Source organism: Rhodococcus sp. T7 (assembly GCF_009872365.1).
In the GTDB taxonomy this organism is placed as follows: Bacteria; Actinomycetota; Actinomycetes; order Mycobacteriales; family Mycobacteriaceae; genus Rhodococcus_F.
This window is the reverse complement of record NZ_WXYH01000004.1, coordinates 1-22622: the sequence shown is the minus strand read 5'-3', so window position 1 is coordinate 22622 and position 22622 is coordinate 1. Positions and strand designations below refer to the sequence as shown.

The 22622-nt window shown below is 62.0% G+C and carries 25 protein-coding genes; 11 read left to right on the top strand and 14 right to left on the bottom strand.

Annotated features, from left to right (window positions below):
• Positions 1–147: 147 nt before the first annotated feature.
• Both MLGJGCBP_RS00600 and MLGJGCBP_RS00595 read right to left on the bottom strand, forming a co-directional pair.
• Entirely contained in the window at positions 148–372 is a 225-nt protein-coding gene (locus MLGJGCBP_RS00600) for a hypothetical protein (protein WP_160093672.1), read from the bottom strand.
• Positions 373–438: 66 nt separating this feature from the next.
• Positions 439–1032 carry a hypothetical protein gene (locus MLGJGCBP_RS00595; protein WP_160093671.1) on the bottom strand — a complete coding sequence of 198 codons (594 nt, stop codon included), beginning with the start codon at positions 1030–1032 and terminating at the stop codon, positions 439–441.
• A 610-nt stretch (positions 1033–1642) separates the two neighbouring features.
• Here MLGJGCBP_RS00595 and MLGJGCBP_RS51250 point away from each other — a divergent pair.
• Both MLGJGCBP_RS51250 and MLGJGCBP_RS00585 read left to right on the top strand, forming a co-directional pair.
• Entirely contained in the window at positions 1643–1957 is a 315-nt protein-coding gene (locus tag MLGJGCBP_RS51250; protein ID WP_236580850.1) for a hypothetical protein, read from the top strand.
• A gap of 1057 nt (positions 1958–3014) precedes the next feature.
• A complete protein-coding gene (locus MLGJGCBP_RS00585; protein ID WP_160093670.1) occupies positions 3015–3479 on the top strand; it encodes a PLAT/LH2 domain-containing protein in 465 nt (154 codons plus the stop codon).
• A gap of 216 nt (positions 3480–3695) precedes the next feature.
• Here the strand turns inward: MLGJGCBP_RS00585 and MLGJGCBP_RS00580 are convergent, their stop codons facing one another.
• Positions 3696–3863: a hypothetical protein gene (locus MLGJGCBP_RS00580; RefSeq protein WP_160093669.1), complete on the bottom strand. Its 168-nt coding sequence runs from the start codon at positions 3861–3863 to the stop codon at positions 3696–3698.
• 768 nt (positions 3864–4631) lie between these two features.
• Between MLGJGCBP_RS00580 and MLGJGCBP_RS00575 the strand changes: the two genes are divergently transcribed.
• From MLGJGCBP_RS00575 to MLGJGCBP_RS00560, 4 genes are all read left to right on the top strand, one after another.
• Positions 4632–4949 (top strand): hypothetical protein, encoded by a 318-nt coding sequence (locus MLGJGCBP_RS00575; protein ID WP_160093668.1) that lies wholly within the window; start codon positions 4632–4634, stop codon positions 4947–4949.
• A gap of 232 nt (positions 4950–5181) precedes the next feature.
• A complete protein-coding gene (locus tag MLGJGCBP_RS00570) occupies positions 5182–5715 on the top strand; it encodes a hypothetical protein (protein WP_160093667.1) in 534 nt (177 codons plus the stop codon).
• Between the two features lie 300 nt (positions 5716–6015).
• Positions 6016–6942 carry a recombinase family protein gene (locus tag MLGJGCBP_RS00565; protein ID WP_236580849.1) on the top strand — a complete coding sequence of 309 codons (927 nt, stop codon included), beginning with the start codon at positions 6016–6018 and terminating at the stop codon, positions 6940–6942.
• A 422-nt stretch (positions 6943–7364) separates the two neighbouring features.
• Positions 7365–8390, top strand: coding sequence for a DUF3644 domain-containing protein (locus MLGJGCBP_RS00560; protein ID WP_201452917.1), 1026 nt, complete (start codon positions 7365–7367; stop codon positions 8388–8390).
• A 545-nt stretch (positions 8391–8935) separates the two neighbouring features.
• Here the strand turns inward: MLGJGCBP_RS00560 and MLGJGCBP_RS00550 are convergent.
• Genes MLGJGCBP_RS00550 through MLGJGCBP_RS00540 form a run of 3 tightly spaced genes read right to left on the bottom strand, consistent with a single transcriptional unit; the run spans position 8936 to position 10772 of the window.
• A complete protein-coding gene (locus MLGJGCBP_RS00550; protein ID WP_160093665.1) occupies positions 8936–9493 on the bottom strand; it encodes a recombinase family protein in 558 nt (185 codons plus the stop codon).
• The gene (locus MLGJGCBP_RS00545; protein WP_160093664.1) at positions 9490–10497 is read right to left on the bottom strand and encodes a zeta toxin family protein; all 1008 of its coding nucleotides are present in this window, start codon (positions 10495–10497) and stop codon (positions 9490–9492) included. The genes MLGJGCBP_RS00550 and MLGJGCBP_RS00545 overlap by 4 nt, the downstream gene beginning before the upstream one ends.
• Positions 10494–10772: a hypothetical protein gene (locus tag MLGJGCBP_RS00540; RefSeq protein WP_160093663.1), complete on the bottom strand. Its 279-nt coding sequence runs from the start codon at positions 10770–10772 to the stop codon at positions 10494–10496. Before MLGJGCBP_RS00540 ends, MLGJGCBP_RS00545 begins: the two co-directional genes overlap by 4 nt.
• A 549-nt stretch (positions 10773–11321) precedes the next feature.
• Here MLGJGCBP_RS00540 and MLGJGCBP_RS53640 point away from each other — a divergent pair.
• The 3 genes from MLGJGCBP_RS53640 (at position 11322) to MLGJGCBP_RS00525 (ending at position 15792) form a co-directional block, all read left to right on the top strand.
• Positions 11322–12629 (top strand): pentapeptide repeat-containing protein, encoded by a 1308-nt coding sequence (locus MLGJGCBP_RS53640; RefSeq protein ID WP_160093662.1) that lies wholly within the window; start codon positions 11322–11324, stop codon positions 12627–12629.
• Positions 12630–12759: 130 nt separating this feature from the next.
• The gene (locus MLGJGCBP_RS00530) at positions 12760–13629 is read left to right on the top strand and encodes a hypothetical protein (protein ID WP_160093661.1); all 870 of its coding nucleotides are present in this window, start codon (positions 12760–12762) and stop codon (positions 13627–13629) included.
• Positions 13630–14958: 1329 nt separating this feature from the next.
• Complete coding sequence (locus tag MLGJGCBP_RS00525; RefSeq protein ID WP_160093660.1) at positions 14959–15792, top strand: hypothetical protein; 834 nt, start codon at positions 14959–14961, stop codon at positions 15790–15792.
• On the opposite strand, the gene MLGJGCBP_RS00520 is transcribed toward MLGJGCBP_RS00525, so the two are convergent.
• The 7 genes from MLGJGCBP_RS00520 to MLGJGCBP_RS00490 all read right to left on the bottom strand — a co-directional run bounded on the left by MLGJGCBP_RS00520 (position 15785) and on the right by MLGJGCBP_RS00490 (position 20238).
• On the bottom strand, positions 15785–17125 hold the full coding sequence (locus MLGJGCBP_RS00520; protein ID WP_160093659.1) for a HEPN domain-containing protein: 1341 nt from the start codon (positions 17123–17125) through the stop codon (positions 15785–15787). The genes MLGJGCBP_RS00525 and MLGJGCBP_RS00520 overlap by 8 nt on opposite strands.
• 193 nt (positions 17126–17318) lie before the next feature.
• Positions 17319–17783 carry a hypothetical protein gene (locus MLGJGCBP_RS00515; RefSeq protein ID WP_160093658.1) on the bottom strand — a complete coding sequence of 155 codons (465 nt, stop codon included), beginning with the start codon at positions 17781–17783 and terminating at the stop codon, positions 17319–17321.
• A gap of 39 nt (positions 17784–17822) precedes the next feature.
• Entirely contained in the window at positions 17823–18140 is a 318-nt protein-coding gene (locus tag MLGJGCBP_RS00510; RefSeq protein WP_160093657.1) for a hypothetical protein, read from the bottom strand.
• A gap of 81 nt (positions 18141–18221) precedes the next feature.
• Complete coding sequence (locus MLGJGCBP_RS00505; protein WP_160093656.1) at positions 18222–18380, bottom strand: hypothetical protein; 159 nt, start codon at positions 18378–18380, stop codon at positions 18222–18224.
• A 50-nt stretch (positions 18381–18430) separates the two neighbouring features.
• Positions 18431–18619: a hypothetical protein gene (locus MLGJGCBP_RS00500; RefSeq protein WP_160093655.1), complete on the bottom strand. Its 189-nt coding sequence runs from the start codon at positions 18617–18619 to the stop codon at positions 18431–18433.
• Entirely contained in the window at positions 18616–19170 is a 555-nt protein-coding gene (locus MLGJGCBP_RS00495) for a DnaB-like helicase N-terminal domain-containing protein (RefSeq protein WP_160093654.1), read from the bottom strand. The genes MLGJGCBP_RS00500 and MLGJGCBP_RS00495 overlap by 4 nt, the downstream gene beginning before the upstream one ends.
• A 132-nt stretch (positions 19171–19302) precedes the next feature.
• On the bottom strand, positions 19303–20238 hold the full coding sequence (locus MLGJGCBP_RS00490) for a recombinase family protein (protein ID WP_160093653.1): 936 nt from the start codon (positions 20236–20238) through the stop codon (positions 19303–19305).
• A 420-nt stretch (positions 20239–20658) separates the two neighbouring features.
• Between MLGJGCBP_RS00490 and MLGJGCBP_RS00485 the strand changes: the two genes are divergently transcribed.
• Positions 20659–21339 carry a dienelactone hydrolase family protein gene (locus MLGJGCBP_RS00485; RefSeq protein ID WP_160093652.1) on the top strand — a complete coding sequence of 227 codons (681 nt, stop codon included), beginning with the start codon at positions 20659–20661 and terminating at the stop codon, positions 21337–21339.
• A 638-nt stretch (positions 21340–21977) separates the two neighbouring features.
• Here the strand turns inward: MLGJGCBP_RS00485 and MLGJGCBP_RS00480 are convergent.
• The gene (locus tag MLGJGCBP_RS00480; RefSeq protein ID WP_160093651.1) at positions 21978–22235 is read right to left on the bottom strand and encodes a DUF7218 family protein; all 258 of its coding nucleotides are present in this window, start codon (positions 22233–22235) and stop codon (positions 21978–21980) included.
• A gap of 120 nt (positions 22236–22355) precedes the next feature.
• On the opposite strand from MLGJGCBP_RS00480, the gene MLGJGCBP_RS00475 reads away from it, so the two are divergent.
• On the top strand, positions 22356–22622 hold a 267-nt coding region (locus MLGJGCBP_RS00475), incomplete at its 3' end, for a DUF6766 family protein (protein WP_201452914.1).

Here is a 22622-nt window from a genome sequence, read left to right as displayed (position 1 = left end):
GCTGCAAGCTACCTCAGCGTGCGCCCATCCATTGACTAATTGACCTGCAGACCTCGCGAGAAACGCCTGGTTAGGCGGAACCCATTCATCAAGGAGGTCAACGAATGATGTCTCAAGGTCTGGACTCACCAGCCAGGTCCCGCTGCGCTAACGTACAGCTTCAGGTCGGACGTCGCGGGTAACCACCATCGCGTCAAAACGTTGGAACACTGGCACGAGTTCGTCTACCCAAATGCCGGTGGCCTCAAAGACTTTCTGGTGACACTCCATGAACGAGCCACCGTTGAAATGGCCGAGGAGCTCGTGAATGTTGCCAGGGAGCGGCTGCTCCATGAACTCGTCTAGGCTCAGCCGCTGTACGTCGTCTTTCATTACGTTCCTTCCGATTTGGTCGAACACCTTTGCAATGGGATTCGTGATAGTTCAAGTCGGAGAGCTTTACGTGCGCGCGAGGAGCGTCAGCCACATGGCTATGCCGAAGTCTCCGCGAACGGTCTGTCGTTCTCCTGCAGCGGCAGCGAAACCGTAGCCCTGCGCCAGGTCCCAGACAGATTCTGGGGTGACGCTTCCGCCAAAGACTGCAATCGCATTTGCAAATGCAATCGCCGGAAAAAATACCCGTCCGAACCAGGACTGGCGAGCTTCCGCTATCTCTACAACCGTGTGCTCATTGCTCGAAATAAGCGCAGCGAGGGTTTCATCGCTAACTTCCCGCAGTCCGGTATCAAGGTCCATGTCGCGCAGGGCAAGCAGGGACGAGCCAACGATGTGATTCGTAATTTGACCCAGACGACCATTCGGGCGAAACGTAGAGAACGCAGTCCCCCTGCTGTACAGAGCCTTTGCCATCTCGTTGTTCAGATCGAACGCTCGCGCAACAGCTACGAAGTCAGGTCGAGTAATTGGGAAGATAAACCCGAAATATGCATCGCGAGTGGCGTCAACCTTCCGGTGCAAATCTGACTCGCGACTTGCAAAGAGAGTTTCGACATCACGCGAAGTGACATCTTCGAGCCTTTTGTAAGAGATCACGACTTAGTCCCATCGGTGGACGTTTTTGGCGACGAAGATCTCATTAGTCCGGGGCTGGGCCAGCGCGCTACGCACGTTGGTCCAGGATTCCGAAGGTTTGGTGCAGGTATGTGATTCGGATCACGATCTATGCAATGATTCTCGCTCGTGTTCTCGGCGTTTGTCAATGACTGCAGGGGAGGAAGGACATTTCCGGAGTTGGGAATCATTAGGCTCCTATAACTGGGTGTCTGAGAGGAATTGGTCGGTCGTAGCGGGGATTCTGCCGTCCTTTCGGCATAAGTAGGGAGGTTGAATGGGATATGATTCGAGAACTTTGCTAACGGTATGGTTGCGGGGCTTGGGGAGGGTCCGGGTTGGAAAATCACCGCATTCTGGGGATCAAGTTCAGTTGGCCATCCGACCGAACCGATCGGGCCCTCACCAGGCGGTCGAGCGTCACGCCGAAAGCTGCACAACCACGCGCCCTTTGGGTCCTGGGACGGCAGCGTCCAGCGCCGCGAGCTGCAGCTTCAAGAACACGTTCTACGCTAAGCCGGTGCCCACAAGGGCTTCACCGACTGCGACTCGTGTCCGACGGCCGTGGGCCTTCCTCCCGTCGTCGTCGGCATTGCACCGGGGCGACGTCGCGCTGATCGATCTGCGCGATGGCTTCCCCGCCGGAATCATCGAGCAGATCGATAATCAGGCCGTGACCTTACACACGTCGATGACGGCACTACTGCTGGCGGCCGCGGTCCTGCTGCTCGTCGCAGCGCTGGTAGTTTCACGCGCGGCCGGATGGCTGGGCGTGATCGTGGGGATTGGCGTTCGTCGAACAGGTTGCGCAGTGTGCGGTGATCGGGAGGTGGATAGAAATACGAGTCCCAGGACCCGGCGGCTGGCACGTCAGGCAGGTGCGGTCTGCCGTCTGGCGGCTGCGTGAGCGCGCCGCCGATACTCCGCCCGGTCCGGATTGCCCGCGGGCACGATCGGTCAGGTTCGACGTCCTCACGGTTCGGGGGTTCAGCCCTCGTGCCACGCACTGGCCAACGCAGAACAGCATCGGCACCACCGAAATCGGCTCACCTACCTCGGCGACACCGTCGCCCATCCACCGTCGTCCAACCGCCGCGACACAGGCGAATACCGCACCCATGCGACGCCCGTCCGGCCATGCGGCAGCGAGGATGCGAACCGGACAGCCAGCGCAGATTCGCCGCCCGCACCCTCGGTACGTCGCCGCCCGGCGGCAGTCCCAGCCCACCGACCCACACACCGTCCTGTCGAACAGCGCCTAATCCGGGCATCGATCCGTGAGTTCGGGCGCACATCCACAACGACCGCTCCGACGAACTCCACCGAGCAGCCATCGACAGCGGCGGCACCGGCGGCACCGGCGGCAGCGCGGTTGTGAAGTGACACCGAAGATGTCCAATCGGACCAGGTAGTTGTCCATCGCGTTGCTGCTGGAATGCCGGGTCGGTGTGCCGATTAACCTGTCCAATGATCGAAAATCGTCGGTCTCCGTGCGCGTCGCGTCAGTGACGTTGTCCAACGTAAAAGACCGGCCGGAGCCATCCTCGTGTGGGGATGGGGGTCCGGACCTGCGGCGATCACAGGGCAGCGAGCGCGGTCGGGGGGCTTTCATGAGGGCGGTCTTCAGTGGCTGGACAAGCCCCCGTAGGCACGATTGGACAAAAAGGTTGTCAATTGGACAACCCGCCTGTCACTTCACAAGGTTCGCTGAGCCGTCGTCGTCGCCACCTTCACCGAGCCAGGACACCGCCGCTCCGTGTCACTCATGATCTATGCGCACTCGGGCACGATAATTTCAGTTATCGCACTGGCCGTGCAGACGCCATTCGAGAATCGGTTCGCGGCAAAGACGCCCTCGGACAGCTCGCCAACGCGCATGCTTTAGCTACGCACTGACGGCGATTGGGCAGACGGTCAGGACACATGCGAGGGAAGGGGAACAAGCGATGTCACACATTCGAGGCATGCTGGTCGAATTGCAGACCCACTCCGAGTCGGGCTCGGGTACCGATGACCATCTCTACATCGGCATCTTTGGAACCGACGGCGGTCGCGAGTTTCCGCTGGATTCGCCAAGCGATGATTTTGAGGCCGGATCGCATATCACGTATGTCCTCGGGGAGACGCCGGCGTCCCAACCGGACTGGCGCCGGCCGAACTTCTCCGAGCCCGGCGGCCGGTGCGATCCCGCGGGCCTGGGCATCGATCTGGACAGTGTGCAGCAGGTCTACATCCGCAAACAAGCGAGAGGCTTCACCACCAGCGACGACGACGCGTACCAGCTCGACCTTGTCCGCGTAATTCTCCAAGCGGGAAACGAATCGCGGGCCTTCATCCTGCCGACAACGGGAGCGAAGGGGTTGTGGCTGGGCAACGAGTTCGGCCACCAAGCGTGGCTGCGGGTGCTCGGGGTCAACCCCCCGGCATGACACGACACGCCAGCCAGCTACCGCAACGAACCCGCACGAGCTGATCGTTTACCGGCGTCCGGATTCGCTGTCACACCCCCGCGCGAAGATCGTGCATGCACGTGAACGGGGGCAGAGCTCGGCGGCCCAGTACCCACCCCCCCCCGGATCGACTTCCAGCGTGTCCGCATTCCGGGTCGACGAAGGGTGGCGTGCAAATACCGGCACGGACGATAATCAAATGATCTTCACCGCACGATTGGTATCCAGCCCCACAGGATGTGAAGGGCTGGTGTGAACGCGGAAGGTTTCGTCATGCGGAAGTTTGCTCACCGCGCGGCCGCGATCATCGCAGTTGCGCCCCTGATGTTCTTCGCCGGTGCGGGCACGGCACAAGCGGCTCATGTGACCACCACCGCCGTGGGTGGCCCCACCAGGATCCTCATCACCACCACCGTCACTGGTGCTTTTGCACCGGGTTGCCGAGCCGACGTCGATGGGGGTGCGAGCCAAACCTACCAAGCAACCGGGACAGGTCCCGTCTCGCTGACCTTCCGGGGTCTGGCTGCGGGTACGCACACCGTCAACTGGAACTGCGGCGAGGGGCCACGGTCCATTCCCAACGTCGTCGTCAAGGCTGCGGACCCTGTCGGCGACGCACTCAACATGGCACTGAAGGCAGCTGGGAGTAGCCAGTTGGTAACGGACCCTACATGTTGCTGAGAGATTGACCTCGCCCGGCCGGACGGTATGACGCAGCCCTGTGCGGCGGCAAGGTGGACGGTGTTTCGTCGATGCAGATTTCGGCGCGGGTGAGCGGTTCCGCGAACGCGGTGACGGTGAGCCCGTCAGACCGCCAGGGGTGAGCACGTCGCCCTGCCCGCCACATCCGGACCGAGCCCTCGGGCGGGCCCCTATCGTCCCGGCTGGGACCGACTGCCGGATTCTCCTGTTCGTTCGGGTGTGCGTCGGAACTTGAATCATCACAGCAGCGACCGTGCCCGCTCTCGACCGCTCGACACGACGTCATCGATCACCGAAACCACAGGCCACAACCGTTATTCAGCGACTTCGCCGGGCGGCCCCGCCGCTTCCCTGCCGGGAATCGACCCATGACCTCGCCAGGAGTGCCATAGTACAAAGGGAAATGTCCGCATTGTCGGGGGAGGATGCATGGCCGCTTTCATCAAACAAGCAAACACCTACTTCGTCGCCTTGTACCCACAGTCCGGCGGTAGCGGAAGGATCAACTTCTATTGCGCAGATGATTACCGGCTCTACGTGATCTTCACGGAGGATGCGGCGTCCTCCACGAATACCTTCAACGCGGGGACGAAGACCGGTGTCGCCTACGCCGACATCGTTCATTTTCCGTACTACATCGACCTCGCACGCAATGAGAAGCCGGTCAACGTCACCTTCAATCCGGATGCCACTCCGCCACGCTTCGTGATTCACTCCAATGAACCGATCGGCGAAGGAGAAATGTGAATTCTTCCGTGTCGTCCGGGGAAGTGGTGTGGTGTATGCCACGGTTGCGCACGCCCCAGGTTGTGAAGGCCGGGTCGGCGCCGCGTGAGCCGGCGCCAACCCGACCGGCGCGAAACGTCGGCTTCGGGTGAACCCGGTGCGGCTGTTCGGGCGCACCCCGATCGCGACGGGTGCCGGGTCGGAGCACCCTGATTCGGTGGACGTCCAATCGTAGGAACAGGGAGTGGGAGTCATGTATTCGTCCGTAAGGCAACCGGTTCGGATCACCCGCGCGCTGCGGATTCTGGTCGCGATCCTCACCTCGATGGCGATTCCTGTCATCCTTGCGCAGCAGGCGCGTGCAGACCACACTTTCTTCCCGCTGGCGCCCGTGCCGCCGATGAGCGAGTCCTTCCGTGACGGCCCCGTCGCGATCTCCCCCGCGTCCGACGTGGAGATCATCCACCACCCGATCGGCGGCATCGGCGGTCACGCGGTGTTTGCCAAGACCGTGCTGACGAACCCGACCCGCGACCCCCACGGCGTCTCATGCGCACTGCGAACAACCAGCGGCAACTTCGACACCGCGACCGTGACCATCCCCCCGAGGTGGGCCGACTCCCGCGGAGTTGAGCAAAACGGCTCCGTCACGGTTTCACTGCAAGCCATCGACCGCCCGACGGCGTCAATCGCGCATTTCGGAAGCCTGACCTGCCGCAGCGGCGGTGTGCCGGTCGGGTTGACCGCATCGATGTCGAAGGTTTGGGCGATCTCCGTGCAGAACTGACGCACGGCCGACGTCCTGGGGGGCGAGTACCCATCGCTTCTTCCCTCGGTATGTGGGCAGGCTCCCGCACGCCGTGGCACCGAGTCGGCGCAGGTGTGTCGGGACGTAGCATGCGGTCACCGAATCCGCGGAACCCGCGGCAACGAACTCGCCGACCACTACTACCGCCAAAACCGAAGTGAGATGCGGTCCGACGAATCCGGCCATCGGCAAATCCGCTGGTCAACACGTCTCGAAAGTTAATTCCATAATTGCGTGTCATAACACCGATGCGGACATAACTTTCGGTACGCTCCGGGTGTGGAATTGGGATATGCCCGGGCGGCCAGCAAGCAGGATCTCGGGCGGCAGTTCGACGCGCTCACCACGGCCGGCATCGACCGGGCGAACATATACGTGGACAAGAAGTCCGGGACCACCACCGAGCGCCCCGGACTGCAGGCTCTGCTCGGCCGCGCCCGCCCCGGCGACGTGATCGTGGTGCACACCCTCGACCGGCTCGGCCGCACCGTCCGCGACACCCTGAACCTGATACACGACCTGCACCGGCGCGGCATCGGGTTCCGCAACCTGGCGGACCCGATCCGGATCGACTCGACCGACCCGGACGACCCGATGGGACAGTTGACGGTGGCGCTGCTGGCGCTGTTCGAGCAGATGGAACGCACCTACGCGGTCGAGCGCGCCGCCCACGCCCGCACCGTGGCCACCGAGAAGGGCCGTCGCACCGGCCGGCCCAGCGTGGTCACCGACGCCCAACTCGCCCACGCCACCCAGCTGCGCAACGACGGCGCCACCATCGCCGAGATCACCGACAAGACCGGGCTGACCCGCTCCACCCTCTACCGCCATCTCCCGTCCCGTCCGCCGGAGGTACTCACCGCCGAAACTGCCTCCATCGAGGAGCCGCCATCGCCGTCCACGGTGTCGGCGCCGCCTCCACCGGCCGCCGGACCGTTGACATGCCCGACCTGCGGCCACGAACCCGCCACGCGCCGGGAGCTTTTGCCGCACCGCGCCGACCTCGCGACCGTCTGGCTGCACCTCGACGACCATGGCCAGCCGCGCGAGGCACGCCACTGCGCCCACTGTCAGCCCCACACGCATGTCCTGGTGGTCAGCTGCTCCCGGTGCGGCGACGGCCCCTGGTCACCGGCACGCAGCCCGGCACCGACGATCCTCCGGCCTCGGTCCTGGCCTGGCTCGAGCGGCACGGATGGGCAGTGACCCCAGACCTGCTGTGCTCCAACCACTTCTGACTTCTGGGTTCACAGGTGTCCCGTTCGGCCGTCCCCGCACGGCATCGGCACGGCCCGCATCGTGATGTCGGCTGAAGAAACCCTGTCCAACGTCACCTCGGGCACCGATTTACAGCAGCGGTCCAGCCCTTCGTGCAGACGAGCACAGGCGTCGTCACCAACATCGATAAACCGCGGAACGAGTGGTTCGGCGCTAATCTTCTTCGTACCGTGAGAATCCTCGGTTCGACGGGTGTTGTGGCGAGCGTCCGCGGGGTTCCGAAACCGCGAGAATTCGGCCGGCGGATACGATTCCGCTTCACCCGCAAACAGCGGGCTGCCCGCGCACACCCCCACCCACCCGCGGGTCCCCTGGCCGGGCGGGAAGGCCCATGCCATAGCCTGGCGTTCATGGCTCCTCGCCCGCACTGGTGGCACGTTCTTCAGGCATCCAAGAACGAGGTGCGACTTGCTGTCGACCTGTACAACCGCTCAGGGGACGCACGTCAGCTCGAAGCCTTCATCGTTCACATGTCGATGGGGTGGCTGAAATTGCTGCAGGCCCACTTCGAGAGGTCCGGTGGTGACGTCTACATCCGGGATCAGCGTGGACGGCGCATACGGCACGAAGACGGCGACTGGAAGTACAAGTCTCTCAGTGCGCTCATGGCCGAGTTCTTCCAGCCGAACGACCCACGAAAGGTCAACCTGGACTTCTTCGTGGGATTGCGCAATCGGATCGAGCATCGGCACGAGAAGAACATCGCGGCTTTGGTTGCCGGCCGCACCCAGGCATACCTGCTCAACTACGAAAGCACCCTCGTCGAGTTGTTCGGGGAAGACGAGGCCGTAGCCTCCGAGCTGCGGTTTCCGCTGTTCCTCTCGTCCATCACGGAGGACGCCGCCGAGGCGGTGAAGAAAGTGCGATCCCAAGTGCCCCGGGGCGTCCTCGAATGGGTCCAGGACTTCGATACCGGGCTGGAACCCGATCTCGCCGCTGACCAACGATTCGATTTCCGGATCTACCTCATTCCCTACAAGGGCGCAAAAACCGAGGCCGACGCCGTGATGACCTTCGTCCGTCCGGAGGATCTCACGGAGGAACAGAACGCGGTGATGGACCAGGTGCGGACCATCATTCGAGAAAAGCAGGTTCCTGTGTCCGACCTGGGCACGCTTCGCCCGGTGCAAGTTGTCGAGAAAGTCGCGGCGGCGATATCCCGGCCGTTCACTCTCCATCACCACACTCAGGCGTGGCGATACTTCGAGGTTCGTCCTTCCTCGGGCGCTCAGGACCCAGCGAAGACGAAAGCAGATTTCTGCCGGTACAACCATGCGTTCGAGCGATACGTCTACACCGAGTCCTGGGTCACCTACCTCATTCGCAAGCTGTCCGACTCCGATACCTACGACTCCGTGATGGCCTGGCGAGCGTAGACGGTGCCCGTCGGGTCGCAGCACCAATGCCCGGCATCTCCCGCGTTTCCCAGCACCTGCCTCCAAGCTCTGTCCGACTCTCCCCATACGATGCATGCATGAAGAATCGGGTGCGTCTGAACCAAATACTCGCTGATGGAGTCGTACACGGTGACGCAGCCGAACTCTTACCGGAGCTTCCGGCAGGGAGCGTGGACCTGTTTTTCACATCCCCGCCCTACGCGGGGGTCGAGGAGCAGGACTGAGAAGAGTGGCACTAAGCCGCTTCTCTTGCACTTGACGCCATTCCGGGTGGCACCTGAAGCCAGCTACCGCAGATAGTTTCCCGAGTCGCCTCGGCGCGAAAGAGGTATCGAGCGAGGATGACTCAGAGGTTAACCGCATATAGTGTGCCGCTATCTGCGGTAACTCCTTAGCGCCACTTTTCGCGGTTCCGTCCCTCGACTGCCTGATCGCGGTGCTGATCTTGGGCTGGGTCTTTGTGATGATGGCGAAGGACCCGCGGTCCGGGCGACAGAAGAAGCTTGCGCGGGAAGTTGCGACGGTTACGACACGCTGAGCGCACGACGCACCGAGGATCGGCCGACACGGAGCGTGTCGGCGATCGCGTCGTATGACTTGCCCTGCTCGCGCAGCATTCTCGCGGTTTCGATGCGGTCCGGTGTCATGACACTGGGCCGGCCGCCGACGCGGCCCTGCCGTCGTGCCGCGTCGAGGCCGGCCATGGTGCGTTCGCGGATCATCCGTCGTTCCATCTGCGCCAGCGCGCCGAGGATGTGAAACAGGAATTCGCCACCGGCGGTGGTGGTGTCGAAACCTTCCGTGAGCGAACGGAACGCGACGCCGCGTTCGCCGAGGGCGTTGACGGTGTCGATGAGATCGCTCAGGGATCGACCGAGGCGATCGAGTTTCCACACCACCAGGACGTCGCCGGCGTCGTCGCGCAGGTAGTTCAGGCAGGCGCGGAGCTGCGGGCGGTCGGTCTTGGCGCCGGATTCGTAGTCGGTGAAGACCTTGATCGCGCCGGCCTCGCGGAGGGCGTGCTCTTGGAGCTGCGGGTTCTGTTCGAGGGTGGAGACTCTGGCGTAGCCGATGATGCTCACAGGTGCCGTCCGTGTTCGATGTCGGGGTGCGGGTCGATGTGGGGCATGGGATTGTGCCAGGGTTCATGCTCCCAGTGTCCGAGTTGATGTTCGGGTGAGATCGAATGGTCCTCACCGTGACTGCGTCCGGTGGGGTGTGCCCATTCACGCACGGTGTCGGCATCGCGCTCGAGCTGGTCGTGGGTTCTGCCGGCGGGACCCTCGAGATAGCCGGGGCGTTCCTGGACTTCGACGCGAACGCGTTCGTAGTCGCGGAGCCACTCGGTGGCGGCCGCGGGTGTCAGTGGTTGGGCACGTTCGGTTTCGAGGATCTCGAGTGCGCGGGGTGCTTCGGCCCAATCGCCCTGGGTGTTGCGTGCGTTGCTGTAGACCCGGTCGGCGCGGGTGTAGATGCTGATGCGATCGACGACGTCGGAGGCTTCGAGGGCTTCGAGGACGTGGGCGCTGCTGACGTACGGGACATCGTGCGCGGTCGGCGGGGTCCAGCGGGCCCGCTCCGATGGTGCGGACAGGTAGCGGTCCTCGATCGCGAGACGGCTGACCTCGGCCTGAGTGGCGACGGCAACGACGTGGATCTCGTATCCCGCGGCCGCGAATTCGTGCGCGGTCTCAAGCACCATGACCTCGTCGCGGAAGGTGCCCTCGAGGGCGACGCTGTAGCCCTCCTGTTTGGCGTAGTCGAGGCTGCGGCGGACCATCGGCCCGGACAACTCGGCGGTGACGATCGGCATCTGGATGGGGTCCTCGTCGAGGAGTTGGCGGTATTCGGGGTGGTACTGGCGGAAGTCGTCGCCGCTGATCACGACGGGATGAGCGCGGGGTACGTCGCGGATGGCCATGTGCATCGCACGGGTCTTGCCGGCGCCGGGCTGGGCTCCGACGAAGATCAGCACCGGCCGGGCCGTCTCCGGCGGGCGGGCGTCATCGAACAGCCGGCGCCGCACCTTCGTGGTGAAGATGCGGTCGAGGTATTCGTTGGTGATGCGGTTGCGGCGCGGCCTCATGCGGCGCGCAGGGCTGCGATCTCCCCGCGCCAGGAATCCTGGGCGGCAATCAATCCCTTGCGTGCCTCGAGGTCGGTGCCGAGCGGCAGATTCTCCCGTTCACGCTTGACGGCCAGGCGGCGTTCGTGGAATCGGTCCGAGACGGTGGGGTCCGCCGCGGCGTCCTCGTGTTCGAGAAGGAGGTACTCGAGGTCGATCGCGTAGTCGCGGGTGATGTCGTACAGAGCCACCAGATCGATCGTGAGCCGACGGTCTTCGATTTGAGTATCCGACATGGTTCCCCCTCTGTTCGCGCGTCTGCGTCGAGACCGAGTCTAGTCGACCGGCCGAAAACGCCCAACTCGACGTTTCGGCCGATTTGGTTTCGGCCGATAGTTTCGGCCGGAGGTCGTTGCAGGTCGCCGATGTCGCCCGATCGGTGCAATTCGTCGGCCGTAATCGAACGAATGAGAACACTGCATCACAGCGCATAACTATGCGCGACGGCCGGTTCGCTCCGGATCACTGCAACAGGCTCCGCCCTGAGACGGATCGTCAAATCAGGATCGACCTCACACGCCGAGGCTGCGCGTCACCTAATTCGCAGATGGAGTCCTTGCCACCGCCTTCGCGCATCAGTACTCAGAACCCCTTAGACAGTCGAACAACCAGTGACAACCGGCCACGTAGCGCGGAAAATAAACAGACTGGTCTTGTAAGGAGCGATCGATATGCCGAACGCCGGGTGACAGGAATGTTGAGGCATGTCAGATTCTGATGGGGAATCGGCTAGCCCTCCGGCAATTCCGCGCAAGCCGTTCTCCTGGCGGGAGCCGTCGACGTGGGTGCCGAAGCAGTCGGGCCCCCAGCCGGCCTGGTGGTTCAAAGATGGCGTGTTCGCGGTCATAGTTGGCCTGCTGGTATTCCTGTTCCAATCGTCGTTCGAGGCCCAGCGCGAACTGACGAGTAGTCGCGACGAGCTAGTGCGCGCATTCCGTGAGCAGGTCATTACGAGCAAGGACCCCATCGACCGGTCCTACGGTGAGATGCAGGGGATGAATCTTCCGGGCATCAAACTTCAGGGAGCAAACCTCGCTCACGCGGATCTAAGTAACATCGTGCTCCGATCCGCCGACCTCACCGGCGCGGACCTCACGTTGGCCGATCTCGATGGTGCACAACTGCAAGGGATCCTCCTCAGTAGTGCAAAGTTGAATGGTGCCTCTATCGTGGGCGCGAACCTAGAGGGTGCAGCATTAAATTGTCGCCTGACAGGGGACGGGCCGCCGGGGACCCCTCAATGCACGCCAGCGCCAAATGACGACGTCAAACAGGAGATCGCCGCCCCAGCGACCGGCGAAGAGGAGACCAGCACCCCAGAGATTGAAACGAGATTGCTGCTCACGGATCTCACAAGATCCGACCTTCGCTTCGCAAATCTCGAAGGCGCTGACCTGTGGTCCGCCACGCTTAATGGAGCAGATCTCCGTGGCGCCAACATGCAGGAAACGAAGCTAACCGGGATACGCGCCCAACACGCTCACATGGATTGCATCGACAACCCCGAGCCGGCAGCCAAGGACGATCTGTGTGTGCAGTTGATTGGTGCCACCCTCTGGGGGGCCGACCTGCGGGGTACCAACTTATCCGGCGCCGATCTGACCGGCGCACGATTGAACGGCGCCATTCTCGGTAACACCGCGTACGACCGAAGCAGATTGAGGAACCTCATCTTGGGCGACGCGAATCTCACCGGCGCCAAGCTCGACGACATCTGCTACGACGAAACTACCGTGTGGCCGTTTGGCTTCGAGCCACCCCCACCACGAGACCGAGACTGTCCAATCCGAAAGACACTGGACGAGGATCTTCAAACTCTCCTCGCCCGCCTCAAACAGGGCAGAGGGGAGGAAGCGGCAGCAGTCGCCCTTACCAGTGGATGCCAGCAGGAGGATCGAAAGAAGTGGATTGAGGACATCGCGACAAACATTGCGAACTTGGAACCCCTTGAATCGCCATACGTGATCGAACAAGTCGCCGGACCACACGCCACAGTCCGGTTTTCCTCCTCGACGAATCAAGGCGACGGCCCGGGCTCTGGCTCATGGAGTTACGACAACAACGATGACACATGGAAGTACGACGGCTGCTGAGGGCATAGTTCGTGGCGCTAGGGGATCAGGAGAGCCGCCAGCGAGGGAGTGGACCGACCATCCCACGCGTCGGCATTTCTCCACCAGGCGTGTCGCAGATCGGGCGTCCATCGACGGGGAAGGTCACCTCATGCTCGTTTCAAACTTCTACACCGCACGAGAGCACAAGCCTCCTTGGCTGCAGCAGGTGCCGCCGAAGAAGCCGCCGAAGCCGACGGAATTCACCGCGTACGAATTGCGAGTTACGAACCTTTCCGACAGCGCGATCAGGTTCGAGGTCGAGTGGCGAACCTCAGAAATCAAATTGTCTGGGCTACTTCAGCCCAAACTTGTACGCGCAGATCTCCATAATTTCTTTGGGTCGTGGTCCGTCTCTTCGCCCGTTGGGGAGTTCTCCTTCTTGCAGTTCCGGTGGGACTACTTTCGTGGCAATTACTACGCCCGTACAGGCTGGACTGTGGAACCTAACGGCTCCGCACTTTTCAGTCTCACACCGAGCGGATGGCCGAGTAAGCCACTCGCTGACAAGGAAAGCCTCGCGGTCGCGGGTTACGCCGAACTCTACGTGCCGTTTGTCCGTTCTCCCGAACCGCCGTACGCCATGATTCCGCAGGCCGAAGCGCCGGTTCCTGTTCTGTTGGATGCGACCCGCCACATGTATGCCGGAGGCAACATCTACACCCAACCAGACCGACTCTCCGAGTCCTCGGTTCCTCTCGCCACGGGGATGGCATACAACGAGGTCGAACCGGATCAACCTCTCGGCCTCCGCGACGCTATTGGCGTGGTGAAGTACTTGGAACACCTCAAGACTCAGGGCCTGAAAGCACCCTCGGACGGAGCCATGGAGTTGCCAAGTGAGGATCGCGCACAGGCTCTCATCGATCTGCTGGCCTCAATGAGCGACGAGCCGGCCGAGATAGAAGCGCTGAATCATATGCTTGAGCAGCTGGGAAACCGAGTGCGGGTATCGGCTTCGAACCACGCTTCGTCTAATTGACGCGGCCGCACCGGGTACGCCTACGCTCCTCTCGTTGCTTACCCAGCTATCGGCCGGATTCGAGGACCGGAAACGATCGATTGCGGTCCGGCACCGCTCGCCCCCGGAGCATGTACGCCGGGGAGCGAACACAGTTCCCGGCGTGACGGATGTCGGACATGGAGTGGATAGTGAAGCCATGCCTGACAACCGCCGCGTCACCGGACTGGATAAGTGGACTACGGAACGGCTTGAAGAATTCCTGGAGGATCTCAAGCGCGAGGCCGTCCCACATGCGGAACCAGGAAGACCGTTCCTCACCTACGACGCAGTACGCGCCGAACTCGCTCGCCGACGATCCGAACAGCCCTGAGGCTCAGAAACCACCGATTTCAGCGACTGGAGTAATGAGTCGGCAAACCCGCCAGATCGACGACTTCTGCCCCATATCTCGCCCGCGGCCAAACGCCATCCAGGGCTGCTATCTCAGAGTCGGCGGCCATCCCGGGACCGGTACGATTTCACTCCACACGTTCAATACCTTCCACCCGTCGCTCCCGAGCTTAAGAAGGTACGGGACGTAGGGATCGCCATCTCCGTGGACGAGGTTTCCTGTCTTACCCCTTCGGTCGTAGAGCCATACCGTTTCGATGTCGGCGCTGATAAGGCGATCGTGTGCCCCTACGGCCCACTCATCGGTATGTAAATCTGGCCAGTCATCGAATCCGCGCAACATGGTTCGTTCGAACGGTTCCCACAGGGGGTGTGAGTCATCAAGCTCGGCGATTGCCCTGGCGACAGAATCTGGGTCGTACCCTTCCGACCGCGCCTTATCTACCATGGGGCTCAGCCATTGTTGGGCAAGGCAGGTCCGTAAAAGCGGATCGCTGTGCGACAAGGCGACTTTCATGGAGCGCTGTCCCCAAATTGCCTCGTTGAAGGCAAAAAGAACGGTACGAGGATCGGATTGGAGATCGGCATCGTTCACGTGGTTAACTCTCTCGAAGTATGGATTTCCATGTCGAGCATCCTGCCTGATCTCTGTGACACATTGTCGGGTCGCTGCGACAGTGGAATCGACACCTGACTGCAATCGGTTGATTCCGAAACGCGTGCCGAACAACCCTCATCCAGATATCGGTCAGTGTCGTGCCTTGCGCACGTTATACGCGGCCTGCACCGAGAGCCGCGGCGTCGGCCAGGCCAGGTGGCTGGGACGGAACGATGAGGCTACTGCCAGCCGACGCGTGTTCGCGCACCAGTCGGGGCATCCACAAACCCTGTGATTACGCTTCTTCACGATGCCTGGGCGACACGCCCTTTGGTCATTACCTGAAGGAGTGAACCGTCGTGAGCGGTGCCTATCCATCCGAATCAGACATCTTTGAGCACGGCATTATCGCCACAGGCAGCGAAATTCAAATACCCCTAAACGTCCTCGCGACAACGCGGTTGCCAATTTATTCCGGCTACGACTTCGCGATAGTTGATTCCGATGGATCGTCTCTGAATGAGCGTGCGATTCAACTGGCTCAGGTTAACCGACCCCACGCAGTCGCCGACTTTTACGAAGAAAGCGATGTGAGGTATTGCCTGTTAGCCACACTGTATCATTTGAATCAACTGATTCGACTTTACACCGACGGCTGTCGGCTATTTGATAGTACCTACCCTAGCTCCAACTCCACCGAAGGAAATTTCAACAACCCGCGAGTATTTTATGAAATCGACGCACTACTGGGGTCGGCAAAGCGCGTTTATGAGTCGATTCGAAAAGTACTGTGGAAGCATTACGCTCCTGGACCACAGGGAAGATGGAAGTCAATACGTAAGGCAGTGGAATCGCCTGACATCCCGGAACCGTTCCGGTCCGAGCTGAGGTTGAGTTGGGACACCTACGGCGAAACACTCGCAGATTACCGAAACTGTGTGGCACACTATGATCCGCTGACTGATGGTGCCACTACCTGCTGGATGGAACGGTACGAAGACCGATGGGGGATGACGGTCAAACTTCCTTCAAATCCGTCCGCAAAAAGTCGATCGGGTTATAACTTCGATTCGGGTCCAGAAGCGCTACGCTACTGCCACTCGATAGCTGCTCATCTTGTCGACTTGTCCGAACAGCTCACAAGGCAATCCACTGTGTCACAGCATCTCAACGCGCACTCGAATTCTAGTTAAGATATCTTGCATTTTTTTCTAACCGTTCTCGCTCGACGCCGAAATGACGCGCCAGCCATAACCGAACTAACAGTGCACCGGACTCCGCCAGCACCCAGGCCCGAACATAATCGGGCAAGGGATGGTCCGCGTGCTTCGCCTCTTTGTATGTCTTGTTGAATTCCTTAGCCCATGAGTCGAAATCTGAATAAGCGCCAATCCCGTTGTCTGGACTACCTTCAAGAACGGTTTCAATGGAGCAGTCAAGGGACTGGTGGATAAGTTCGAGGTACTTCGGAAAGGCGAGGCTAGTCTTTTGCTCATTGATCAGACCTTCTTGCTTCCCAATTCGGTATCCGAGCCCCTCCACCGCAACGGCTATCTGCATGAACTTCGCTTCGATCGGAGGATTTTTCTGGAACTGGGACGACGTGAGGGGTCCGACGATTCGAAGCCAGTCCTCCGACTCATCGATCCAACGCCGCACATTGCGAACTCCGAGGTCGCCCAAATCGAAGAGCTCTCGCTTATTTGCGGGCAACTCCATCGGGGTCTCCCAGTTGCCTCGTCCGCCCCACGTCGCTGTGACTTCACGCCATTTGTCAGCGATCCGCTGGCCAGATCCCGGTGAAGTCACCGGGTAACGGTCATTGCTGACGGATGCGACCTGTAGCCCGCACGCTGACCAATATGCGAGGACGATCAGGTCCTGCATGCTCTGGTGCGCACGCACGTGCTCCTCCCACGGTATTGCCTCCTCAGTCTTTGTCTGAACGAAGGTCTTTTCCGTGAGCGTGTACCGTCCGTTCGCTCGTGACTCCGTCGCTGAGAAGTGGGGATACATCGACAGGCCGAACGAGGTCCCAATCTCGATCGGATCGCCTGACACCGCGTTCTGGGTGACGCCCTTGATTAGGCCATGCTCGTCGGTAACTGGTTCACTGGTTACGGACGACAGCCCCGTCCATGCGGCAAGCCCTGCAATTTCGGTGCGTAGACCGTTTACAGCCCAGTAGTCCTGGTCTAGCGTGCCGATCTCGACGGCATACTGCGCGTCCAGCCGAACCCAGCCGGGTAGACCCCCTCCCCAGTTGCTTGTCGACGAACGAAGGTTGCATCGCCCAAGTCCCACCTTTCCGTGCCGGTCACGGAAGACGAACCGCTCACTAAGTTCTTCGTCCGACGTCGGAAACTGCGACAAACCAAGCTTTGTCGTCACATCGTCGTCGACCGGCATCTCGAACGTGATTGCCTTCGGTGACAGGTCGAGGCGTCCTGCACCGATCTGTTCATGTGTTTCTGCGTTGTGGATAAAGCCCACACGCTCGGTCAGCTCGCGAAAATCTGCTGCCATTTCCCCTCATTTCGTTCGCCGACCGGGTGTCGGTGGGGTTGATCAATGGCCTGGTCGTCCAGCGCCACCTGTCACTTACCACTACTCCCTGCCAGATTGAGCTTTCTGTTCGGGTGCGTCGCCTGACCTGTAGGTCTAGCGGCATCCGCCTACCCGCCGTTTCAGGAGCGCTGGTCGGCAGCCCACCATATTGCTATCGGAAAGCGTCGGTGCGGGCGAGCACGTCGGCGTAGGCGGTGAGGTAGTCGAATGAGCAGCCGCTGAATAGTTCGGTTGCGGCAGGTTTGGAGGGGTCGCGGCCGATGCCGCGTACGGACGGGTTGAACTCGCGTTGGTCGGAGGTTCGGCGTGCTTCACGGAGGAGTCGTTGCTCGAGTGCCCCGAGGTCGGATGGGGTTCGATCGTCTGGACTTTTGTTGGACAGGAGGCAGGATTTCCATGGGGCCCGGGTCACGGCCCAGCCGAGCTTCCGATATTTCGCGAGGTTGTCGCTGCGGCGTCGTAGCCAGTTGGTGGTCTTTCCGACCTTGATCCACCCGGTGTCGAATTCGATCACGTACAGGTAGCCGAATCCGGGATCAGGTGGGTAGAACTCGTCATAGTGATCGATGTCGCTGCCAAAGTGCAGTTCGAAGGGTGGGAACTGGCTGTGGGGCATTAACTTTCCTCCTGTGCGGCGGGTGAATCACATCTACCGCTATGACGGCCACTTCACGGTGGGGTGTGGTGCGTGGTTCGTTCCGATGGGTGCGAGGTGGTGGAGGCCAGGGAGACTGTAGGCGTTGAGGGCGAGTCGGGTGCGCCAGGCCTTGTGTTTGTACGCCCAGATCCAGTGTCCGAGCAGCCATGCGGCGACTCCGGTGGCGAGGATCGCAACCGAGAGGGGGCGGGGGCCGGTGAATCCGATGCGGAGCAGTCCTTCGAAGATGATGAGGGCACCGATGAGTCGGGCGGCGATGGAGCCGAATGCCCAGATCAGTAGCGCCCCGATCGCGAAGAGTGCTGCCACTGCCATGGGGACCTTTCTGCTGGGGCCGTGTGCTGACAGCATTCCCGAAGGGTCTGACACGCAGCTTCGGCGTCGAGCTCGGGCCGGCTACTCGATTGTGTGATCGTTGCCGTCAGTGGTGAGTGTGCGGAGGTAGTGCGCTCGCAGGAAGTTGTCGAGGATGGCGGTCCCTGCTGGGTCGATGACGGCGGCTGGTCGGACGTCCGCGACCGCGGGCTCTGTTCGTCCTTGCGGGTTTCCGATCACGGCAAGCGGCTCCTTTCGTCGGCGTTGGTGAGCAGGTGCGTATCAGGGCGTCAGAACAGGCTGATCTGGGATTCCGCGGCGGCGGTGTCGGTGCGGTGTTGGTAGGCGGCGGCAAAGGATTGGGCGGCTCCCTCGGTGCAGCCGATCTCGTGGGCGACTTGGGCCCAGGTGAGGCCGGATTCGTGGAGTTGGAAGGCGTCGCGTTCGTCGTCGGTGTGGACGTGGTGGTCGAGGCTCATCGGTTGTCTCCTTTGAGGGTGTTGCGGCGTTCGGTGAAGGCGCGTTGGCGGCGGCCGATTTCGCACATGTGCTCGTAGAGCTGGTCTTCGGGGAGTTGCTGTGAGGCTTGGGTGAGGGCGGTGGCTGCGGCGGCGAAGGAGCGTCGGTAGGCCTGGCTGAAGACGGCGCGGGCGTAGTGGTCGACGGCGGTGTGTTCGGCGCCGAGGGTGGTGATGTTGGCGAGGTGGCGGGAGCGTTCGGATCCGTGGTGACCGGCGAGGTGACCGGATTGCTCGAGGGCGGCTCCGACCATGGCCGGGTTGTGGGGTGCACCGCCGCGGATCAGCCGGGTGATGAGGCGGAAGAACTCCCGGTGGGTGGTGCGTTCGAAGTCGGTGGTCTCGAGGATGTCGACGGCTCGGGTGGCGGCTTCGGCCGGTGCCCACAGCAGGGCGCACAGGAACAGCGCTTCGACGTCGTTGTGCAGGTCATCTGCGTAGTCTTCGGGCTGAATCGGGTCGACACCGGCAAGCTCGGGGGTGCCTGGGACGACGGAGAGTGCGGCGCTCATGCCGGTTCGATCCTTTCTCGCGGACATCGGGGTGTCAGGCTGCGACTGGTAGAGGTGTCGTATTCAAAATGTGCAGTATTCGTTCCGACGGTCATGAGTTCGCCGACGCGTGAGGCGGTATCGCCATCGCTCTCACGTATGGTCCGGGCATAGCAGGTGTGGCGTGAGGACCCATCCGGCTGTGGTGAGCCATCGCCGAACCGCCTCGGACAGGCTGCCGTCCATGGCCTGGTCAGCGAGTGCGCCGGCGAGGATGGGCCCGTCTCCGCAGATGGTGCAGGCGATATCGAATGCAAGCTGCCCGGGTTCACAATGGCGGCAGTGATTTCGAACGATCAACGTCTCGGGGTCATCCGGATCTGGGTGGAGCCAATCGACGGCAAGGTCGGCACGTTGGCTTGCCGCTTCCGCGCGGGTTGTAGGTTCGTTCCCGCACGTGGAGCATGCTCGCGATGCCCTCGGGACAGGCCCGGCTGATTTCGATGTCGCCGACTTGGTGACCTTCGCGGCGGGCCGTTTGTTCAAGTGCCCGTACACCGTGGTGCGCGGCACTTTCAACATGTCGGCGATCTGCGCGACGGTGTGTTCCTTGGCGTCGTACAGCCGTTGAGCGAGTTCGATCTGGTCGGGGCTGAGCTTCGGGGGCCGGCCGCCCTTGCGTCCGCGGGCTCGGGCGGCAGCGAGCCCGTCGCGGGTGTTAGCCACGATCAGCTCGCGCTGGAGCTCGGCAAGGACCGAGAGCATGCCGAACATGGCGCGGCCTTCGGCGGTGGCGGTATCGATTCCCTGCTCGAGGACCTTCAAACCGACACCGCGTTCGCGTAGCTCGGCACCGAGGGTGATCAGGTGCAGCACCGACCGTCCGAGACGATCGAGTCGTGTGATCACCAGGGTGTCACCCTCGCGCACCCGCTGAAGTACCAGATCCAGCTGGGGCCGTGTTGCTTTGGCGCCACCGGCCCGTTCGATGTGGATGTTCTTGGCGTCGACGCCGGCCTTACGGAGGGCGTCGACTTGATGGTCTGTGTTCTGGTCTGCGGTGGAGACACGCACGTAGCCGATCAGCATGTGTCGAAAATACCCTTCGCTGGGGTTTTTCGACATAGATTTCCGACTCGGGTTATCGACACTTTCTCGGCGGATTCTCGCAGGCCTAGCGTTTGTCGAATAACCTTCAATTCTCGACGGCCGAAAGCGGCGTAAGCCGTTGACCACATTCTTCGCGGAGCTACGTCATCCCCGCCCGGACACAGCCCAGATCCGATGCCCCCGGAACCACAGCGACTGGGATCGTCATCCTGGGGACGAGCCCACACATCTTCACCGATGGCCGGCACGCGTAGTCGCGCCCGCCGCCGGCACGCGTAGTCGCGCCCGCCGCCGGCAACAGGTTCCGATTAACCGGGGCACGGACGGGTACGCCGGAAAGGGATTGGGTCACGATCTGCCACCTGGCACGGGCGAGCAGTCAGGAAGGGAGCGGCAGCGATGGTCGCTGATGGGTACGCAGCGGGTGCAGTGACGCTTCCAGTGGCCGAGGGGCTGGTCAACGGTGATCTCGACGCGCCGCCGCGGTCCCGATTCGTGGTCGTGTTCGCGCACGGAGCCGGCAGTAGCCGCCGCAGTCCGCGTAACCGCCGAGTGGCGGCCGCGTTGCAGCGGGCCGGTTACGCCACCTTGTTGATGGACCTGTTGACTGCCGATGAGGAACTGGTCGACGTCGAGACCCGTGAATACCGTTTCGATATCCCACGGCTTGCCGAGCGGTTGATCGGCGCGCTCGATTGGCTCGAATCCCACGACCCGACGGCACCCATGCCGGTGGTGACGTTTGGTGCGAGCACCGGAGCCGCCGCGGCGCTCATCGCCGCCGCCGAGCGGCCACAACGCGTTCGTGCGGTGATCTCGCGCGGTGGCCGTCCCGACCTCGCCGGTGCGGCATTGGCCCGAGTGACCGCACCTACTCTGCTGATCGTCGGTGCCCTCGATACCACGGTCATCGAACTCAATCACCAGGCTGCCGAACAGATGACCGCCGCGCAGAAGGTCGAGGTCGCCCTCGTGCCCGGCGCCACTCATCTCTTCGAAGAGCCCGGCACCCTCGACGCGGTGATCGAACTGACTATCGATGCACTGGATCGACATCTGATCGGGCACACCAAGAATTGACCGAAACACGGCACCCGAGCGCCCGTGCATCGCACACGCACATTCGTTGCCCGGATGAGGCGAGAGCCTTTCGGCGGCCCGCTCGATCGAACCGACCCGACCGACACCGAAGGACGAGCGCCGTTGCTGGTCAGCGAAGGGATCGTGCCGGCCGGTCGGATCGATGCCTCGACTGGCTCCTGAGACGTCGCCTACCGGCTGAGGGACGCGTCATCACGGCGTGGCAGCGCCAAGACCGGGCACGCCTTCGATGAGGAATCCGTGCCGATCGAAGAGGCCCGCGCACGGTTCGGGATCGATGCCGCCCACGCGTTCGCGATGCTGACGAAACTTTCCCAGGACTCGAACACACCACTGCCGACTGTGGCAACGATCGCGACCTCGGCCCTGACCGACGCTGACAGCAATTTGGTCGATACTGTGGTCTCCCTGGGCCCACACCACGAACATGCCGGCCGGCGGTCAGCACCACCCACTGTGCTACACGAATCCACTTCACGAGAGATCCGGTGATCGTCCCGCAGGGAATTGCAGTCCTAACGAGTCCGATCTCGCGTCCATCGTTTCCCGGCATGCGCCCCACGACTTCGACGGTCCGAGACTGCTCGACTGTCTCGGCACGACGGCCGCGCATTCGGTCAATGGTTGCGCAGGGCGTCGATCAGCTCACCCTTTCGCTTCGATGAATAGCCGGACAAACCAACGTCCTTGGCCTTTTTCTTCAGTTCGTCGACAGTCCAGTCCTCATACGACGGCGACTTCCCGCCTTTTCGGCCGGTGCCGGAGCGGCCCTGCTTCGCGGAGGCGTTCGCGATCCGCGCCGCCTTCTGCTTTGATGCACCGTCCTTGCGTACTTCCTCGTACACCTTCTCGTCCTTGATCGACGATCGCGGCATGGCAACCTCCTCATCTCGCCAGTACACCGGTCGGGTACCCGATTGCATCGGTTCACACCCGAGGAGGCTTCGCGCCACGCCCTGCGTGGTTCACCGACTCGACCGCCGCAGCCCGATAGCGTGGGCAGCACTGATCCCGCCGAGGTGGAGGTAGTCGTGGTGCGGCACGTGCGACGGTGGGGTGCGGTGTACGTGCTGGTGGTGCTGTTCCTGGGGTCCTGGCTCGCCCAGTTCGTCACCCAGATGATCAGCTTCCGCAACGAGCAGCAATCACACGGCCAGTCGTTCAGCTGGACCGACTACTGGCCCGAATTTCTCGCGGCGACCTTCGAGAACTGGCAGAGCGAATGGTTGCAACTGGTGTTCCAGGCGATCCTGCTGATGGGT

Coding starts and splice junctions, on each gene's coding strand:
- MLGJGCBP_RS00600 (WP_160093672.1), bottom strand. CDS start 372: ATGAAAGACGACGTACAGCGGCTGAGCCTAGACGAGTTCATGGAGCAG.
- MLGJGCBP_RS00585 (WP_160093670.1), top strand. CDS start 3,015: ATGCTGGTCGAATTGCAGACCCACTCCGAGTCGGGCTCGGGTACCGAT.
- MLGJGCBP_RS00580 (WP_160093669.1), bottom strand. CDS start 3,863: ATGAGCCGCTTGTGCCGTGCCCGCACCGGCGAAGAACATCAGGGGCGC.
- MLGJGCBP_RS00575 (WP_160093668.1), top strand. CDS start 4,632: ATGGCCGCTTTCATCAAACAAGCAAACACCTACTTCGTCGCCTTGTAC.
- MLGJGCBP_RS00570 (WP_160093667.1), top strand. CDS start 5,182: ATGTATTCGTCCGTAAGGCAACCGGTTCGGATCACCCGCGCGCTGCGG.
- MLGJGCBP_RS00560 (WP_201452917.1), top strand. CDS start 7,365: ATGGCTCCTCGCCCGCACTGGTGGCACGTTCTTCAGGCATCCAAGAAC.
- MLGJGCBP_RS00545 (WP_160093664.1), bottom strand. CDS start 10,497: ATGAGGCCGCGCCGCAACCGCATCACCAACGAATACCTCGACCGCATC.
- MLGJGCBP_RS00540 (WP_160093663.1), bottom strand. CDS start 10,772: ATGTCGGATACTCAAATCGAAGACCGTCGGCTCACGATCGATCTGGTG.
- MLGJGCBP_RS00530 (WP_160093661.1), top strand. CDS start 12,760: ATGCTCGTTTCAAACTTCTACACCGCACGAGAGCACAAGCCTCCTTGG.
- MLGJGCBP_RS00520 (WP_160093659.1), bottom strand. CDS start 17,125: ATGGCAGCAGATTTTCGCGAGCTGACCGAGCGTGTGGGCTTTATCCAC.
- MLGJGCBP_RS00515 (WP_160093658.1), bottom strand. CDS start 17,783: ATGCCCCACAGCCAGTTCCCACCCTTCGAACTGCACTTTGGCAGCGAC.
- MLGJGCBP_RS00510 (WP_160093657.1), bottom strand. CDS start 18,140: ATGGCAGTGGCAGCACTCTTCGCGATCGGGGCGCTACTGATCTGGGCA.
- MLGJGCBP_RS00500 (WP_160093655.1), bottom strand. CDS start 18,619: ATGAGCCTCGACCACCACGTCCACACCGACGACGAACGCGACGCCTTC.
- MLGJGCBP_RS00495 (WP_160093654.1), bottom strand. CDS start 19,170: ATGAGCGCCGCACTCTCCGTCGTCCCAGGCACCCCCGAGCTTGCCGGT.
- MLGJGCBP_RS00490 (WP_160093653.1), bottom strand. CDS start 20,238: ATGCTGATCGGCTACGTGCGTGTCTCCACCGCAGACCAGAACACAGAC.
- MLGJGCBP_RS00485 (WP_160093652.1), top strand. CDS start 20,659: ATGGTCGCTGATGGGTACGCAGCGGGTGCAGTGACGCTTCCAGTGGCC.
- MLGJGCBP_RS00480 (WP_160093651.1), bottom strand. CDS start 22,235: ATGCCGCGATCGTCGATCAAGGACGAGAAGGTGTACGAGGAAGTACGC.